This is a genomic window from Psychromonas sp. KJ10-2 (assembly GCF_047323255.1).
In the GTDB taxonomy this organism is placed as follows: domain Bacteria; phylum Pseudomonadota; class Gammaproteobacteria; order Enterobacterales; family Psychromonadaceae; genus Psychromonas.
Window position 1 is genome coordinate 912,913 of record NZ_CP178827.1, and the last position, 16,826, is coordinate 929,738.

The 16,826-nt window shown below is 38.7% G+C and carries 11 protein-coding genes and 2 pseudogenes; 6 read left to right on the forward strand and 7 right to left on the reverse strand.

From position 1 onward, the window contains the following. Nucleotides 1-9: 9 nt before the first annotated feature. A complete protein-coding gene (locus ACLKL2_RS04420) occupies nt 10-1,794 on the reverse strand; it encodes a hypothetical protein (protein ID WP_413693524.1) in 1,785 nt (594 codons plus the stop codon). A 184-nt stretch (nt 1,795-1,978) separates the two neighbouring features. Here ACLKL2_RS04420 and ACLKL2_RS04425 point away from each other — a divergent pair, with 184 nt between their 5' ends. Next, nucleotides 1,979-2,422, forward strand: coding sequence for a hypothetical protein (locus tag ACLKL2_RS04425; protein WP_413693525.1), 444 nt, complete (start codon nt 1,979-1,981; stop codon nt 2,420-2,422). Further along, nucleotides 2,365-3,054, forward strand: coding sequence for a helix-turn-helix transcriptional regulator (locus tag ACLKL2_RS04430; protein ID WP_413693526.1), 690 nt, complete (start codon nt 2,365-2,367; stop codon nt 3,052-3,054). Before ACLKL2_RS04425 ends, ACLKL2_RS04430 begins: the two co-directional genes overlap by 58 nt. A gap of 122 nt (nt 3,055-3,176) precedes the next feature. Here the strand turns inward: ACLKL2_RS04430 and carB are convergent. Together carB and carA are read right to left on the reverse strand one after the other, a co-directional pair. Then, a pseudogene (gene carB, locus ACLKL2_RS04435) lies at nt 3,177-6,408 on the reverse strand (carbamoyl-phosphate synthase large subunit). 68 nt (nt 6,409-6,476) lie between these two features. Continuing rightward, nucleotides 6,477-7,626: pseudogene (carA, locus tag ACLKL2_RS04440) on the reverse strand (glutamine-hydrolyzing carbamoyl-phosphate synthase small subunit). Nucleotides 7,627-8,185: 559 nt separating this feature from the next. Between carA and ACLKL2_RS04445 the strand changes: the two are divergent. Beyond that, on the forward strand, nt 8,186-9,643 hold the full coding sequence (locus ACLKL2_RS04445) for an aminoacyl-histidine dipeptidase (RefSeq protein WP_413693527.1): 1,458 nt from the start codon (nt 8,186-8,188) through the stop codon (nt 9,641-9,643). Nucleotides 9,644-10,226: 583 nt separating this feature from the next. Here the strand turns inward: ACLKL2_RS04445 and ACLKL2_RS04450 are convergent. Continuing rightward, nucleotides 10,227-11,183 (reverse strand): S49 family peptidase, encoded by a 957-nt coding sequence (locus ACLKL2_RS04450; protein ID WP_413693528.1) that lies wholly within the window; start codon nt 11,181-11,183, stop codon nt 10,227-10,229. 148 nt (nt 11,184-11,331) lie between these two features. Here ACLKL2_RS04450 and ACLKL2_RS04455 point away from each other — a divergent pair, with 148 nt between their 5' ends. Both ACLKL2_RS04455 and ACLKL2_RS04460 read left to right on the forward strand, forming a co-directional pair. Beyond that, complete coding sequence (locus tag ACLKL2_RS04455; RefSeq protein ID WP_413693529.1) at nt 11,332-12,276, forward strand: tetratricopeptide repeat protein; 945 nt, start codon at nt 11,332-11,334, stop codon at nt 12,274-12,276. A gap of 115 nt (nt 12,277-12,391) precedes the next feature. Continuing rightward, nucleotides 12,392-13,183, forward strand: a complete 792-nt coding sequence (locus ACLKL2_RS04460; protein ID WP_413693530.1) for a class I SAM-dependent methyltransferase — start codon at nt 12,392-12,394, stop codon at nt 13,181-13,183. A 406-nt stretch (nt 13,184-13,589) separates the two neighbouring features. Here the strand turns inward: ACLKL2_RS04460 and ACLKL2_RS04465 are convergent, their stop codons facing one another. The 3 genes from ACLKL2_RS04465 to ACLKL2_RS04475 all read right to left on the reverse strand — a co-directional run bounded on the left by ACLKL2_RS04465 (nt 13,590) and on the right by ACLKL2_RS04475 (nt 16,255). After that, on the reverse strand, nt 13,590-13,886 hold the full coding sequence (locus ACLKL2_RS04465; RefSeq protein WP_113818676.1) for a DUF1244 domain-containing protein: 297 nt from the start codon (nt 13,884-13,886) through the stop codon (nt 13,590-13,592). Nucleotides 13,887-14,037: 151 nt separating this feature from the next. Beyond that, complete coding sequence (locus ACLKL2_RS04470) at nt 14,038-15,534, reverse strand: alanine/glycine:cation symporter family protein (RefSeq protein ID WP_413693531.1); 1,497 nt, start codon at nt 15,532-15,534, stop codon at nt 14,038-14,040. Between the two features lie 388 nt (nt 15,535-15,922). Further along, on the reverse strand, nt 15,923-16,255 hold the full coding sequence (locus ACLKL2_RS04475) for a YajD family HNH nuclease (RefSeq protein WP_113818677.1): 333 nt from the start codon (nt 16,253-16,255) through the stop codon (nt 15,923-15,925). 165 nt (nt 16,256-16,420) lie between these two features. On the opposite strand from ACLKL2_RS04475, the gene ACLKL2_RS04480 reads away from it, so the two are divergent. Then, a complete protein-coding gene (locus ACLKL2_RS04480; protein WP_413693532.1) occupies nt 16,421-16,777 on the forward strand; it encodes a VF530 family DNA-binding protein in 357 nt (118 codons plus the stop codon). Nucleotides 16,778-16,826 lie beyond the last annotated feature (49 nt).

Consider the following 16,826-nt stretch of genomic DNA (forward strand, 5'->3'; position numbering starts at 1 on the left):
CTAACCCCCTCATTCGTTGAGATCTACACCATAAAGCTCTAATCGAGTCATACTTGATTTATCATCTAGCCCGTTAATCATGGCAGCTAAATCAAATGCATTGTTTGGTGGTAAATCACCATACTCAGTTAAATTTAAACGTGTTAATGAAGGCATAGTTAAAATAGGCTCGTAGCTTATTAAATTAAGATCATCATTTGTATCATTATCAAATTGCTCTTGTATTTGTAAGTATCTAAGATGTGTGAAATTATTGAGTGGCGATATATCTGTGATGTGATTATTACCAGCAAACAGTTTTTCAAGTAATTCAAACTGCTCTATTCCAGATAAAGAGTCAATGCCTATGTCATATAAGTCAATCGTACTAACCTGCTCGGCGACATCGTATTCTAATGCACTAAAGTAACTACTTAGGCTTGAATCTGTCATATTGCTCAGGTCAATATTAGTACCAGTCGTCGAATTACTGCTAATAAACGTTTTAGCTGTTGTTTTATCGAAGAAAAAATAACTTGCATAAGAATCATCACAGAGAACATCATTAGTGATATCACCTGAGTAACACACTTTAAAATAATCGTTTGTTGATTCAATCAACTTATAACGAGAACCGTAGTCAGGAATTACTAATGAGCCATCAGTTATCGTCCAACTTGTAGCATCAACAAAGTAATCATCATTTTCATCAAGGTAGCCATAACCAAACTCGAGGTTTTCATTAGATGAATGAAACAAATAGGTATTGATATTGTAGTAAACGCCACTATCAGCTTCTTTTAAATAAACATTGTAAAGTCGTTTATTTTCGAACGACGCATACTCGAATCCAGCTTCATCAACATCAATAACCCCATCACCATTAGCATCAGGATCTTCATTGTCGCCTACACCATCATTATCTGTATCAACTGTTTCAGTTGCGTTATATGGGAAGTCGTCTTCATTATCGCCTACACTATCATTATCACTATCTGCGGTTTCAGACACATCATTAGGAAATGCATCTAATATATTGATAATTCCATCGCCATCTTTATCTGCACCATTAGCATCGGGGTCGTAATCAACATCATCGGTACCGACAATATCAATAGTCGTTAGCTGGTTCTCATCGTTAACCAATAGTTGATCTGCTTCTATAGACTGTAAACTTATCAATGTGCTTTCTGTTAAAACCTCATCAATATTACTTGTACCATCTGAGAGTGCCGCCATATTTTCTTCTGAGTCTGGAATAACTCCTAACAATATAAGTGATTTTGCTTTTGCTGCAACGGCACCTTGCTCTGTATCTAGGTAATCATTCAATATTGCCGTTTCTTCAATATTTAACTCACTAGATAATTCAGTAAGGGCTTCTTGTTGTGTCTGCCCATTTTTCATTTTGAGATCAATCAGCGTAGATAATGGAGTAATGATCTGTTGTCCTGCCGGAGCAGATAAAATAAATGATGATGTAGTTAAACTACCTGATGGATTGCTAGTGGTTATTGTGTCTTCATCAATAGTTTGTCTAGCAATAGCTTTAACGACTACCGAATACTGCTCAGGGTTTTCAATACCGGTTACATCAAGTTCGGCATTACCACCTTCACCTGTAGTAGTACTAGGCTCTTCATCATCTAATTGATAGTTACTATTAATATCTAACCAAACTTGTGCATTTCGTAAATACCCATCAATTGCTGTAACGCTATAGGTTGAGGTATTGCTGCTGTCATCTCCACCACCTCCGCCACAACCAGTAAGTGGAATAATTCCGAATGCTAATATCAGTGGATTAAGTTTCATAAATAAGTCCTTTTATTCTGTTTAACGTAGCCAAAAGTACAAATAATAGACGCTTTGTGTATAATATTTACACAACCAAAACATATTACATATCAATTGCCAGATCTATCCTCATTTGTGGACTGAATTAATCTTTTAATTACATTAAGTTTTATATTAATTGATGTTAATAAAGGAGTTGTACATGGAAGACAGCAACTTAGATCATTTAGTAAAGCAGCTTTACAGTGCGTTAATACAACCAGCTGGTTTTATAGATTTTTTACTGGATTTTAATCGTACTTTATCTATGTGTTTAAGTAGCATTGAGGTGTTTAGCAAGAAAAATTCATCAGATGATATTTGTTGGAGAGTAAAGGAAAGCGTACCTTCAACGAACTTAATCATCAATTCTCCAACTAAAAGAAGAGAGCTCATTTCTTCTCTATCAAAGATACCTATAGGTGAGAGCGTTAAGGATCAGTGCTTAGCAAACGAAAAAGTCACTACAAAAGATAATGGTTTGGTAACGACAATTGTTTTAATCAATGATAATGAATGGGTTTGCCGGCTTTTTTTCTTCACAATGAAGTGGAAGAGGATTTTCTATTTAATAAGCTATTATTACGCCAACTGTTACCCCATTTAAAACACTCATTAGAGCTATTTTTAATCCAAAAAAAACATAATAAAACCTCATTACTACAAGATTCATTTCTACAACAAATGTTTATTCCAATTGTGTTACTTGATAGTAGAGGTGGAATCCATTGTTGCAATCATCATGCACAGCTCATTTTAGATAAGTACAAGACATTAAAAGAATTAGACAAGAAAACAGGGATATCAAACAAAAAAACGAGCCATCAATTAGCGAAAGTGATAAAAGAGTGTTCAACAGAAGGCGAAATACATATTTTACCGCTTAAAATGGAAGACAATACTGAATTAACATTAGCCTTTATCCCTTTCATTCAAAAAAATTTAAATACAAACACGGGCATTGCAGTCTTTATTTATAGTGAAAACAAAATCGTTGTTGATCGAGATATTTTATGTAAATTGTATAATTTAACTATTAAAGAAAGTTTAGTTTGTGATGGGTTAATCTCTGGCAAGTCACTGACAGAAATAGCAAATAATACATATTTAAGTTATCAAACAGTACGCACCTATATTAAACGGATAATGGCAAAAACCTCTACACACAGACAAACTGAGTTAATCGTTAAAATATTACGTAGCCCTGCTTGCCACTTGATTGATACAGCAAATAAATAGCTATCATTAGTATATTAAAACCATGTTATAACAATTATATTTTTTATTTAAAACATAAAAAAGCCACTCAAAGAGTGGCTTTCTATTACTACTTAACTAACTATTAATGTTCAATTTAATGATTAACCATTAACGCGCTTGTGTAGTTCTTGTACTGAGCTTACTGTTGCTTCTTCTGCTGTTGGGTCAGCAGTGTGAGCGCGACAGGTTGCAAATGCACCGTTTAGCGTGGTTGTGTAGTTTACTTTGTAACGTAACGCTGCACGACGTAGCTGACGTGAATCTTCAATTGATAAACGCCCTTCTGTGGTGTTTACAATGTATTTGTATTCACTGTTTTTAACACGGTCTAGAATGTGCGGACGGCCTTCGTGAACCTTATTTACAAGGCGAGCTTCAATACCAGACTCTTGCAAGATGATCATAGTGCCGTGTGTTGCGTCTAGTTCAAAACCTAAGTCCAACATTTGTTGTGCTAATTTAGCAACACGCTTTTTATCACTGTTACGCACAGAGATTAATGCGCGACCAATTTCAGGCACTTCTTTAGTCGAACCTAATTCTGCTTTTGCATAAGCTTCAGCAAAGGTAACGCCAGCGCCCATTACTTCACCCGTTGAACGCATTTCAGGACCTAAGATTGGGTCAGAGCACTGGGAATTTGTTAAACGGTAATACGACCTCTTTAACAGAGTAGTATGGTGGAATAACTTCTTCAGTCACACCTAGTTCTTTCAGTGTTTTACCTGCCATAACGCTTGCGCCAATTTTAGCAATTGGCACACTTGTCGCTTTAGAAACAAACGGAACTGTACGTGCAGCACGTGGATTTACTTCAATCATGTAAATCTCGTTATCTTTTACCGCTAGCTGTGTATTCATCAAACCAACTACACCGAGTTCCAATGCTAATGCTTTGATGTAACCACGCATTTCATCTTGGATTTCTGCGCTCAGTGTATAAGCAGGTAATGAACATGCAGAATCACCAGAGTGAACACCCGCTTGCTCAATGTGCTCCATGATGCCACCGATAACTACATCAGTACCGTCACAGATTGCATCGATATCTACTTCAACAGCGTCGTCTAGGAAGCGGTCAAGTAATACTGGTGATTCATTAGAAACACTGACCGCTTCTTTAAAGTAGCGACGTAAGTCTTGCTCGTCGTATACGATTTCCATCGCACGACCACCTAGTACATAAGAAGGACGTACAACTAATGGGTAACCAATGCGCTTAGCAGATTCAACCGCTTGCTCAAGTGTGGTAACTGTATCATTTTCAGGCTGTTTAAGACCTAAACGCTCAACCACTTGTTGGAAACGTTCACGGTCTTCTGCGCGGTCAATTGCTTCTGGTGAAGTACCGATGATTGGTACGCCAGCCGCTTCAAGTGCACGTGCTAATTTAAGTGGTGTTTGACCACCGTATTGCACGATAACACCTTTAGGGTTTTCAACACGTACGATTTCAAGCACATCTTCCAATGTAATTGACTCAAAGTATAAACGGTCTGAAGTATCGTAGTCAGTTGAAACCGTTTCAGGGTTACAGTTAACCATGATAGTTTCGTAGCCGTCTGCACGCATGGCCATAGCCGCATGTACACAACAGTAATCGAACTCAATACCTTGACCAATACGGTTAGGACCACCACCGATGATCATGATTTTTTCATTATCACTTGGGTTTGCTTCACACTCTTCATCGTACGTTGAGTACATGTAAGCCGTGTCAGATGAGAACTCTGCAGCACAAGTATCTACACGTTTGTAAACTGGGTGTAATGCAAATTTTTCACGTAGTTTACGTACTTCAGTTTCTGAAGAGCCAATCACAGAAGCGATACGGCTATCAGCAAAACCTTTACGTTTTAGTTTACGTAGCGAATCAGCATCTAGTGAGCGTAAACCGCCTTCTGCTAGTTTTTTCTCTTCTAAGATAAGATCTTCGATTTGAACTAGGAACCAGTTGTCAATTTTAGTGATGTTATGCACTTCTTCCATGGTCATACCCAGGCGGAATGCATCACCGATGTACCAAATACGCTCAGCGCCAGCTTCACGTAATTCGTATAATACTTTTTCTTTTGCGTCAGCAGCATTTAAGTCAACCATTGGGCTAAAGCCATCTGCACCAACTTCTAAACCACGTAGTGCTTTTTGCATTGATTCTTGTTGGTTACGACCAATCGCCATCACTTCACCAACTGATTTCATTTGCGTCGTTAAACGGTCATTTGAGTTAGCAAATTTTTCAAAGTTAAAGCGTGGGATCTTAGTAACAACATAATCGATCGTTGGTTCAAATGATGCTGGTGTTTTGCCGCCAGTGATATCATTTTGTAATTCGTCAAGCGTGTAACCAATCGCCAGTTTTGCAGCGATTTTAGCAATTGGGAAACCCGTTGCTTTAGACGCCAATGCAGATGAACGTGATACACGTGGGTTCATCTCGATTAATACCATACGGCCGTCTGCTGGATTAATACCAAACTGTACGTTTGAACCACCTGTTTCAACACCGATTTCACGTAATACTGCTAAAGAAGCGTTACGCATTAATTGGTATTCTTTATCTGTTAAGGTTTGTGCTGGTGCAACTGTGATTGAATCGCCCGTATGAATACCCATTGGGTCGAAGTTTTCAATGGCACATACAATGATACAGTTATCATTTTTGTCGCGAACCACTTCCATTTCATATTCTTTCCAACCGATTAATGATTCATCAATCAATAATTCGTTTGTTGGTGAAAGATCTAAACCGTTTGAACAAATTTCGTCAAACTCTTCTTGGTTGTATGCAATACCACCGCCTGTTCCACCCATGGTGAAAGAGGGACGAATAATACAAGGGAAGCCAACCATCTCTAATACGCCGTAAGCTTCTTCCATTGTGTGTGCGATACCGGCACGTGGACATTCAAGTCCAATTTTCTTCATTGCAGCGTCAAAACGGCTACGGTCTTCTGCTTTATCAATGGCATCAGCCGTTGCACCAATCATCTCAACGTTGTATTTTGCTAGCACGCCTTTTTCTTCAAGCTCTAGTGCACAGTTAAGCGCCGTTTGGCCACCCATTGTTGGTAAAACTGCACATGGGCGTTCTTTAGCGATAATTTTCTCAACCACTTCCCAGTGAATTGGTTCGATGTAAGTAGCATCGGCCATTTCTGGGTCAGTCATAATGGTTGCAGGGTTAGAGTTTACAAGTACTACACGGTAGCCTTCTTCTCTTAGTGCTTTACATGCTTGTGCACCAGAGTAGTCAAATTCACAAGCTTGGCCGATAACAATCGGGCCTGCACCAATGATAAGGATGGTTTTTAAGTCATTACGTTTTGGCATCTGAAATTACCTTTTTATATCTGTTCAATGTGTTCGAAAGCCTTCGAACACAAGGTTATCCGGTTCAACTAAGCGTTTTTGTACTGTTCAATCAATTCAATGAAGTGATCAAATAGTGGTGCTGCATCATGTGGACCTGGGCTAGCTTCAGGGTGACCTTGGAAACTAAATGCCGCTTTATCAGTACGATGAATACCTTGTAAAGAACCATCAAACAATGAAACATGCGTTGCACGTAAGTTAGCAGGTAGTGTTGCTTCGTCTGCTGCAAAACCGTGGTTTTGGCTAGTGATCATCACTACATCACGCTCAATGTCTTTCACCGGAGTGGTTAGCACCGTGGTGGCCGAACTTCATTTTCACTGTTTTTGCACCACTTGCTAATGCAAGTAACTGGTGACCTAAACAGATACCAAATACTGGGATATCAGTTTTTAAAATGGCTTGAATCGCTTCAATGGCGTAAGTACATGGTTCTGGGTCACCAGGGCCATTTGAAAGGAAAATACCATCAGGGTTCATTGCTAGTACTTCAGCGGCTGGTGTTTGCGCTGGTACTACTGTTAACTTACAGTCACGGTCTGCTAACATACGTAAGATATTGCGTTTTACACCGTAATCGTAAGCAACTACGTGGTATTTGCAATCTGTCTTTGGTGCAGGTAAACCGCCAGTTAGCGTCCAACTACCTTCAGACCATTCAAATGACTCTGCTGTTGTCACCTCTTTCGCTAAATCCATACCTTTCAAACCAGGAAATGCTTTAGCTTGAGCCAATGCAGCAGCTTCATCAATGTTTTCACCAGCGATAATACAACCCGCTTGTGCACCTTTCTCACGTAAAATACGTGTTAGCTTACGCGTATCAATATCAGCAATACCAACAACATTACGTGATACTAAGTATTCGCTTAAAGAGGCTTGATTTCGAAAATTGCTTGCTAGGAGAGGTAAATCACGGATAACTAAACCACAAGCATGAATTGCTGGGGATTCTTCATCTTCTTGGTTGGTGCCGGTGTTGCCGATGTGGGGATAAGTGAGAGTGACGATTTGTCTTGCGTAGGATGGATCAGTTAGGATTTCTTGGTAGCCGGTCATTGACGTATTAAAAACAACCTCACCAACAGAACTCCCGTCAGCGCCTATTGATACGCCTTTAAAGACAGTCCCATCTTCCAACACCAGTATGGCAGAATGACTCAAGTTAACCTCCATAAATAAAACAAATAAATAAAAATTTATATAATCTGAGTGAGGCCATGCAGAGCATTTTTTCACCAGAAAATAGTAAAATTTGGCAAATTCCGTGCATTTTATGAGATCTTCAGTCCAATTGACCAATCAAATTTTACATTTTGTTAAAAATTTATCTTATTAATTTTTACTTTAGAAGATATGACCCCCGTCACAAAAGTTATCTCGATCAAATTTCTCAAATTTAGTCAGTAAAGGGATTGGATTTATTCACTAAAGCGCGTAGCGTAACGAATAAGAAAGCAACCAATTTAAACAACAACAAAAACAAAGTAACCTATTGATTTATAATAATGTAAATAAATTTCACTTGGCATTATTATTTCTATTGAGTTACTTAAAGTTCGTAAATAAAGGCTCAACTTGTTTAAGTGTATTTAGGGCTTGTTTTTACACAATAACCTCTGTTTATTTTTCATACAAATCGATTTATATAAAAAATTTAAAAATTGATGGTGTTTGAATTTTAAACCAAGAAAAACTGAGGTTATTTTCATTTTATTCGGCAAAAGGCCTGTTTATGCAACAATTACAATCACATTCAGCAGCTCCAGTTTGGTCATTCTTCGAAAATATCTGCGCAATTCCTCACCCTTCTAAGCATGAAGAGCAATTAAGAAACTGGATTATAAATTGGGCAAAAGAAAATAACATTGCCTGTGTAAAAGACAAAATCGGTAATTTAATACTTAAAAAGCCCGCTTTTAAAGGATATGAAGATAAAACACCGGTTATTTTGCAATGTCACCTCGATATGGTGCCGCAAAAGAACAATGATAAAGTACATAACTTTTTAACCGACCCAATCACTCCTATTGTAGATGGTAAATGGTTACGCGCCGATCATACGACCCTAGGTGCAGATAACGGTGTTGGCATGTCATCATGCTTAGCGGTATTAGCTGATAAAAACATTGAACATGGTCCATTAGAAGTATTGATCACTACCGATGAAGAAACAGGCATGACCGGAGCCTTTGGTTTAGAAGCTGGGCAACTAGAAGGGAAAGTGTTCATCAATACCGACTCAGAGCAAGAAGGTGAACTATACGTGGGTTGCGCGGGCGGAGTGAACGTTAATATCTTGCTTCCCTTTGAAAAAATGGAAACGGATATTACTGACAGCGCTTACCAAATAACGATATCTGGTTTAAAAGGCGGACACTCAGGCGTAGACATTAACTTAGGTCGAGCGAATGCTATTAAAGAGCTTGCTAATGTATTAACTAATCTTGATGCAGCACCTTTCTTAATCTCATCACTTTCTGGCGGTAGTTTACGTAATGCTATTCCACGAGAAGCCAGCGCAGTGATCGTGTGCGATGCACAATATCAAAATAGTTTAGAAACCGTGGTCAATACATTACAGGTAAGCTTAAGAGACAAATACCGAGAAAGTGAAGATAACTTTACCGTGACACTCCAACCCTGTGACTTACCAGGTTCAGTGTTAACCCACCACTGTCACGATAACTTGATCAATGCCCTAGCATCTTGTTCAAATGGTATTTACGCAATGGATGATAACTTTCCTAATGTAGTAGAAACCTCTAGCAACCTTGGTGTGATCACACAACAAAGTGGTTTGATGAATCAATTTGCTATTCAAGTATTAGTACGTTCGCAAATAGAAGCAGACAAACATCAGCGTGCAGATCAGATTGCAGCACACTTTAAAAAATATGACGGACGAGTTGCTAAAGAAGGTAATTATCCGGGTTGGACACCAAATCCTGATTCAGCGATTTACCAAGTGATGGAAACAGAATATACAAAACTATTCGATCACAAACCCAAGACGATGATTATTCATGCAGGACTAGAATGCGGTTTATTCTGCGAAAACTACCCGCACTGGGACATGATCTCCTTCGGCCCAACCATCAAGTTCCCACACAGCCCAGATGAGAAAATAGAAATAGCCTCAGTAGATAACTACTGGAAACTACTAAAAGCCACATTAAAAGCAATTGAGTAATAGTTAAGTAGTAAAAGTAGGATAGCGCTTCAGCCTGAAAAAGCAGGTTGAAGTCAGTATAAAAGTTATTGCATAGCTCCATTGAGTAAAGCGAGACATAACTCCCCACAAAATTAAACAACTTGATAAATGAGTCGTAATTATTGGAGATAAATACAGCTTATAGTAGCGACAGCTATTAAGTGAAGCTTAATATCCAAAGCGCTTGGTTTATTATTGAGGATAAATACCAGCGACTAGCGACAGCTATTAAGCGAAGCTTAATATCCGGGGCGCTGGCTTCAGCCTGCCAGTATGCGAGCCATCGCATACAACTATTTCCCTGAATACTCGAAAATCTACTTAAAGATATTCATTTATTAAACACTCAACACAAAAAAATCTGCAAGCTGAAGCATGCGCCCCAAGTTCAAAAGATGTTTCGTTTAATTGAGTTTCAGTTAACTAAGTTGCTAAAAAAGGAATCGCAGAGCTCTTCCGCTCGTAACACTAGCCTGCCGGCTAACTCGCCCCACCAACAAAAACGCCTCTGATATCAGAGGCGTTATCAATGTAAGAAGATACTAGCTCAAAATAGCCAGTGTTATCTCAATTCCATTGACGCATTTGAGCTATTTAATAACGTAGCAACACCTTCACCGATTGATAAGCCTAAACTTTCTGTAAAGCTTTCCAATGGTGACGGTTTAATTGAATAATCTACAATCTCTTCCGCTTGAATCACTTCTCTTGCGACATAGCCTGGGCTACCTAAACCATCTATTAAGCCCATTTTTAAAGCCTGTTCACCATTCCAAATTAACCCAGAATACAAGTCTTTATTATCTTTAACTAATCGATCTCCACGACCTTCTTCCACTACTTTAATGAACTGCTGATGAGTACTGTCCAAAACACCTTGCCAAAACTCGCCCTCTTCCTCTTTAGCTGGAGAAAACGGATCCAAGAAAGCTTTGTGCTCACCTGAAGTATAATGACGACGCTCCACCCCTACTTTCTTCATTAAATCAACAAAGCCAAACCCTGATGCAGTCACACCAATAGAACCGACTAAACTTGCTTTATCAGCATAGATTTCATCAGCAGCCACCGCCATGTAATATCCACCCGATGCACCTAACTCTGCAATCACTGCATACAGTTTTTTCTCAGGGTATAAACCACGTAAACGTTTAATTTCATCATTCACATAACCCGCTTGAACTGGACTACCGCTCGGGCTATTAATCACCATCATCACCGCTTTTGAATGTTCATCCTTAAATGCAGCTCTTAATGAACTCACAATACTATTAGCATTCGCATCTTCGTCAGCGGCTATCACCCCATTTACCACTACCATGGCAGTATGCTCTACTTGTGTAGCGGTCTTTTTATCTAATAACCCTGTATTCATAAATAAAAACAAACCAACAAACAGGTAAGTAAAGGTTAGTAATTTAAAAAAGATTCCCCAACGACGGGTTCTTTTCTGCTCTTTAAAGGTTTCTTTCATGAAACCAGACAACCACTTTTCTTGATGACTTTCAGGCTCTTGCATAATTATTTCTCATGGATGGAATAAGCCCACTATTCAACCTGTAATTAATTGCAATATCAAGCAGAAATGTTAGCTTTGGTATTGTAATACTGTGCGCTTAGTTCATACTTTCACGTTCAATTTTTAGTGCGTCAAAGGACACCGGTTTATGCCAATTAAAGTTATACTATTTGCATTTTTCAGCATCATTTCATCTCTGTTATGGGCAGAAGAAGAAACTACACAGCCTGTAACAGAGCAATCTGCTACGGCAGTTGAACATGTGCAAAAATTAGAAGCTGCGGTTGAATCGGCATTAGCGGCGAGAGAAGCGCAATCAAACACACCAATCTTCGCTGAAAAAGCCTTAGTTGAGCGTTATGTCTTAGATGAGCTAAAAGTTTTACGCCACGATCTACAAGATCTAGAGCGCAGCCTTACTGTGCAAATCACTGATCGTGAATTAGACGTTGCAGACAAATCATTAAGTTACGCAGAGCAAACCGTGAACTTCTTCTTCTACGTGATTGCCGGTGTAGCGTCATTAGTTGCCCTATTTGGTTGGAAGTCATTGCATGAGATTCGTGTGAACACCACCAAAAAAGCCAATGCTGAAATTAAAATGATTGCACAATCCTATGAAGAGAAATTTAAAACCTTAGAAAAAGATTTACGAAGAAAAACATTACGTATTGCCGATAACCATATTGAAATCGAAAAGATTAACGAAATTCATAACCTTTGGTTACGTGCGCAAAAAGGTCAAACGCCAGAGCAAAAAATGGCGGCCTATGATGCTATCTTAAAAATCCGACCTGGTGACTTAGAAGCATTAACCTCTAAAGCCGATGCTGCAATGGAATTAAAAGAGTTCCACTGGGCATTGAGTATTTGTAACCGCGTATTAGACATGGATGATACCAATCAAGATGCTTTCTACCAACGCGCCTGTGCTTATGCCTGTTTAGGTGTGGAAGATCAAGCAATTAGCGATTTAGAGAAAGCCATTGAGGGTCGTTCTGCATTAAGAGAATTAGCCGCTGACGAAAGTGATTTTGAAAACCTACAGGGCAATGAAGCTTTCGATGCATTATTAACCTCATCAGATAGTTAACTTCGCCTTTCCTATTGAGCCTAATAAGTTTTAGGCTCTTTTTCTTCGTAAAAATAACACAACATTCCCCTCCTCTTTGCTATACTGCGCGCGATTTTTAATACAGGAACAGATAATGATCATTGATAAAACATGGCGAGTATTAACAGTTGGAGACGGCGATCTGTCTTTTTCTGCTTCTTTATTAACTCACCACCAGCCAGCAAGTTTAACCGCAACCGTATTAGATACGAGTGACGTGTTATTAGGCAAATATGCACACAATGATTACCAAACATTATTAGATCAGCAATGTCCTGTCTTATGTGAGTTCGACGTCACGGATCCTGGTGCTTGGTCAACATTAGAAAAGCATAGTTTTGATTTAGTGATCTTTCAGTTCCCGCTGATCCCAGCCTTTAAATCACATCAAGAGTTTCAAGAAAAGTGCAAAGAAGTACATATCAATACGCTAAACCGTCAGCTATTACGTCACTTTTTAGTTAACTCATTTGAGCACTTTTTAGATCCAAATGGCGCGCGCTTGTGTTACATCACCTCAAAAGATGTGAAGCCTTATAAAGAGTGGAACATTGAGAATGCGTTACACAGAAACACTAATATTGATTACCTAGGCTGGCACGATTTTAATATTGATGCTTTCCCTGGTTACAAAGTACGAAATGTCGACCGCGATAAACATGTTAAAGACACCAAAGGCATCACCTACGTATGGAGTGACAACTCCGCGCATGCCATCAAATCACAATTGAATGAATCGTTATATAAAGGTGAAGCCTACTGTGAGTTATGCGCTACCGGCCCTTATAACAACGAACAAGACAAAATAAAGCACCAAAGTACCAAAAAGCACCTTAACATGCTCAACTATGAAGCCATGTGGCAATTGATATTAGATAGAGAGTAAAAAATTAGTAGCGACAGCGATTAAGCAAAGCTTAATATTAGGGGCGCTTGGCGAATCAACCGTCAGGTTGGTCTCATGAGCGGGTAAGCTCTGCGCACCCTTTTTTAGCCTGCCATTATGCGGGTCACCGCATAATGGGTATTCGTTTTAATAAATGAAAATCTAATTCAAGATATTCATTTATTAAACACTAAACACAAAAGTTCAAAAGATGCAGGCTAAAAAAAGGAATCCCAGAGCTCTTTCCGGTCGTAATACTAGCCTGTCGGCTAACTCGCCCAGCGCCCCGTAAAAGATGTTTCACTTAATTGAATTAGATTACCAGCAAGCAGCAAAACAAATCACTAAACTCTTACAGGCGTGACACTAGCATTAAGTAATTCAGTTTATCACCTGTATGTTTAAACTACTTCTTCGCTTTTAACGCTTCAAACTTCGCCATCTGTTCCGGTGTCGCTGGTAACTGATGATTCGCCTTCCATTCGCTGTATGGCATACCGTAGATATGTTCACGGGCTTGCTCGTCTGTCATCTCAATATTACGCTCTTGAGCTTCCGCTAACATCCATTTCGATAAACAGTTACGGCAAAAGTCAGCAGTGTTCATTAACTCAATATTTTGCACATCTTTACGGCTATCTAAATGCTTTAATAAACGACGAAATGCCGCTGCTTCTAATTCTACTTGTTGTGCGTTATCCATTTTTAGCTACCTTAATTAACGTTGAATCTATACTTCACAATATAACTGTAAATGCAGTTACGATAAAACAAAAAACGCCATTTAGTGATAAAACTAAATGGCGTTTATAGAAAAATAACAACTTAACTCAATCAGTTCATTGAACTAATGTTTATTTTTTAGCTTTCTCTTTTTCTAATCTATCTTCCCAGAATGTCGCTTTCTTGATACCTAATTTAACCGGATCAAAAGAGTAAGACTCTGGTTTTGTTTTACGTTGCTGCTCATAATCTTTTAATGCCTTGATAGCAGGTTTACCCATAAAGAAGATAAGTAAAATACCCACAATGTTTAACCAAGCCATTAAGCCAACACCCACATCGCCTAAACCCCATGCTAGGTTAGCAGTTTTCACTGTACCGTAGAAAGCAGCAGCGATAAGCACTATTTTTAATAGGAAAGTGAAATCAGGTAATTTAAGCGTACGACGTAAGTAAGCTACGTTAGTTTCAGCAATGTAGTAATAAGCTAAAATAGTCGTGAATGAAAAGAAGAACAAGGCTAATGCGATGAATGGTTTACCAATACCAGGCAATACTTTATCAACGGCTAATTGCGTGAAACCAGGACCATTAGCTGCAATTTCAGCACCTACATTTTGTACTAAGTACGCTTCACCAACACCGTGAACGTTGTAAGCACCAGTAATTAAGATAACAAATGCAGTCGCAGAACACACTAACAATGTATCAATGTAAACAGAGAATGCTTGTACTAAACCTTGTTGCGCAGGATGTTCAACTTCTGCAGCAGCTGCGGCATGAGGCCCTGTACCTTGACCCGCTTCGTTTGAATAAACACCACGTTTAACACCCCAACCAATTGCCGCACCAACACCTGCCATTGGGCTAAATGCATCGCCTACAATCATCATGAAGATAGAAGGTAATTCAGTAATATGTAAACCAATAATCACCACTACAATTAAGACATAAGCAAACGCCATAAATGGCACAACAACTTGTGTAAAGTTAGCAATACGCTTAACACCACCAAAGATGATGAAACCAAGCATTAGCACAATTAGCATACCGGTCATTATTTTAGCTTGGCTGAATACACCCATGCCAGTTTCAATAAATGCACCTGAACCGAACGCTAACTCAATACCGTTACCAATACTGTTTGATTGAATACCAGGTAATAAAAGACCACAAGCAGCGATAGTGGCCACAGCAAAAAGAATAGCGTACCAACGTTGGCCTGTTACTTTTTCTAAGTAATAAGCAGGACCACCACGATATTGGCCACCGTCTACTTCTTTGTAAACTTGCGCTAATGTTGATTCAACGTAAGCGGTTGCCGCACCTAAAAAAGCAACTACCCACATCCAAAAAACAGCACCGGGGCCACCAAAACCGATTGCGGCAGCAACACCAGCAATGTTACCCGTACCTACACGACCAGATAATGAAACAGATAACGCTTGGAATGATGAGATACCTTGTTTCGAGTTTTTACCCGACAGTAACAAGGTGTACATCTCTTTGAATAAACGAACTTGGACAAACTTAGTTTGAAGCGAATAAAAAAGTCCCGCTGCCAAACACAAATAAATAAGTGCTGGACTCCATATCAGACCATTTAAAAAATCCACTAATTCCTGCATACAACTTTCCTTACTGAAAATAAATATCCTTGAACCAGTCAAAAACTGACCAATTCTTACAGGCCGATAAACTAAACATTACAGGCTAAAAAGTAAAATGTTAAATAGGATCAATTAACTGAAAGCACTGATATATATGGGGTTAGTTATTTGAAAGACTTATAAACATACAATTTATTAACAATAAACAAACAAATAATGAGCATTTAACAAACAGCATTAAGGGGTAAATTTGTTGTTAAGTGCAAGACAGGTTAGATATCATTACAAAATGTAATGAAATAAAAACAAATAAATCAATGTGATAGGTCAATATAAAGAAAACTAAATGAGCTAGTACATAGCTTTTTTCACTTATCGCAAAGCATGCACTAGATCACATTTTAAGCTATTTCTTCATTTTAGAAAGTAAATCAGCAAAAGGATTGTATGTTGCAGTGGCAACATTATCATCACCCGCTTCAACATGACTGCCATATAAGTCTGCTTGAGTATATTTATCATGCTCATGGTCATGACAATAAATACACAATAATTCCCAGTTACTACCATCAGCAGGGTTATTACTGTGGTCGTGGTCCATGTGATGAACCGTCAACTCTTTCAAGTTTGAATATGGGAATTCACGGGCGCACTTCCCGCATACCCAAGGAAACAGCTTTAACGCTTTATCACGATAATCGCTTTCTAAACTTTTATAATTACTTGGAATGTAAGCCATCTCAACCTCTTAATATCAAAATCAGCCTCATGATATGTTTTCAATGGAGATAAGTGAACTAATTCAATATAAAAAGTGTGATTATTGACATTTAATTAAGCATTAATTCTCACTTGCTGTAAGCTGACACAGTAAATTATTCAGATTCAGAAAAGACAATTAAACATGCAAACAAATGACCCATTGCACGGCGTTAAGCTGGCTCAAATCCTAATCGACCTACAAACCAAATATACATGGAAAGAGATGGGGGATAAATTAGGCATCAAGTGCTTTTTAAACAACCCCACGCAAAAGTCATGCTTAAAATTTTTACGTCAAACACCGTGGGCGAGAAGCCGTGTTGAAATCATGTATTTAAAAACTTTCTGCAGCAAACATCCTGAAACCACTAAACTGATCCGCAGTATCTTAGCAACCCAGGATAAAAAACAACAAACGCCCGCTCCAAAAGCAGAGAAAAAACCATCAGTGATTAAAAGCAACGATGGATTTCAATGGGCTAAAATTAACAACAAATAAGCGGTGAAGATTGTAACCAAACTGTGTTACTATCGCGCGCCTAAAATAA

Coding starts and splice junctions, on each gene's coding strand:
- ACLKL2_RS04425 (WP_413693525.1), top strand. CDS start 1,979: ATGGAAGACAGCAACTTAGATCATTTAGTAAAGCAGCTTTACAGTGCG.
- ACLKL2_RS04450 (WP_413693528.1), bottom strand. CDS start 11,183: ATGCAAGAGCCTGAAAGTCATCAAGAAAAGTGGTTGTCTGGTTTCATG.
- ACLKL2_RS04420 (WP_413693524.1), bottom strand. CDS start 1,794: ATGAAACTTAATCCACTGATATTAGCATTCGGAATTATTCCACTTACT.
- ACLKL2_RS04460 (WP_413693530.1), top strand. CDS start 12,392: ATGATCATTGATAAAACATGGCGAGTATTAACAGTTGGAGACGGCGAT.
- ACLKL2_RS04475 (WP_113818677.1), bottom strand. CDS start 16,255: ATGGCTTACATTCCAAGTAATTATAAAAGTTTAGAAAGCGATTATCGT.
- ACLKL2_RS04455 (WP_413693529.1), top strand. CDS start 11,332: ATGCCAATTAAAGTTATACTATTTGCATTTTTCAGCATCATTTCATCT.
- ACLKL2_RS04465 (WP_113818676.1), bottom strand. CDS start 13,886: ATGGATAACGCACAACAAGTAGAATTAGAAGCAGCGGCATTTCGTCGT.
- ACLKL2_RS04470 (WP_413693531.1), bottom strand. CDS start 15,534: ATGCAGGAATTAGTGGATTTTTTAAATGGTCTGATATGGAGTCCAGCA.
- ACLKL2_RS04445 (WP_413693527.1), top strand. CDS start 8,186: ATGCAACAATTACAATCACATTCAGCAGCTCCAGTTTGGTCATTCTTC.
- ACLKL2_RS04480 (WP_413693532.1), top strand. CDS start 16,421: ATGCAAACAAATGACCCATTGCACGGCGTTAAGCTGGCTCAAATCCTA.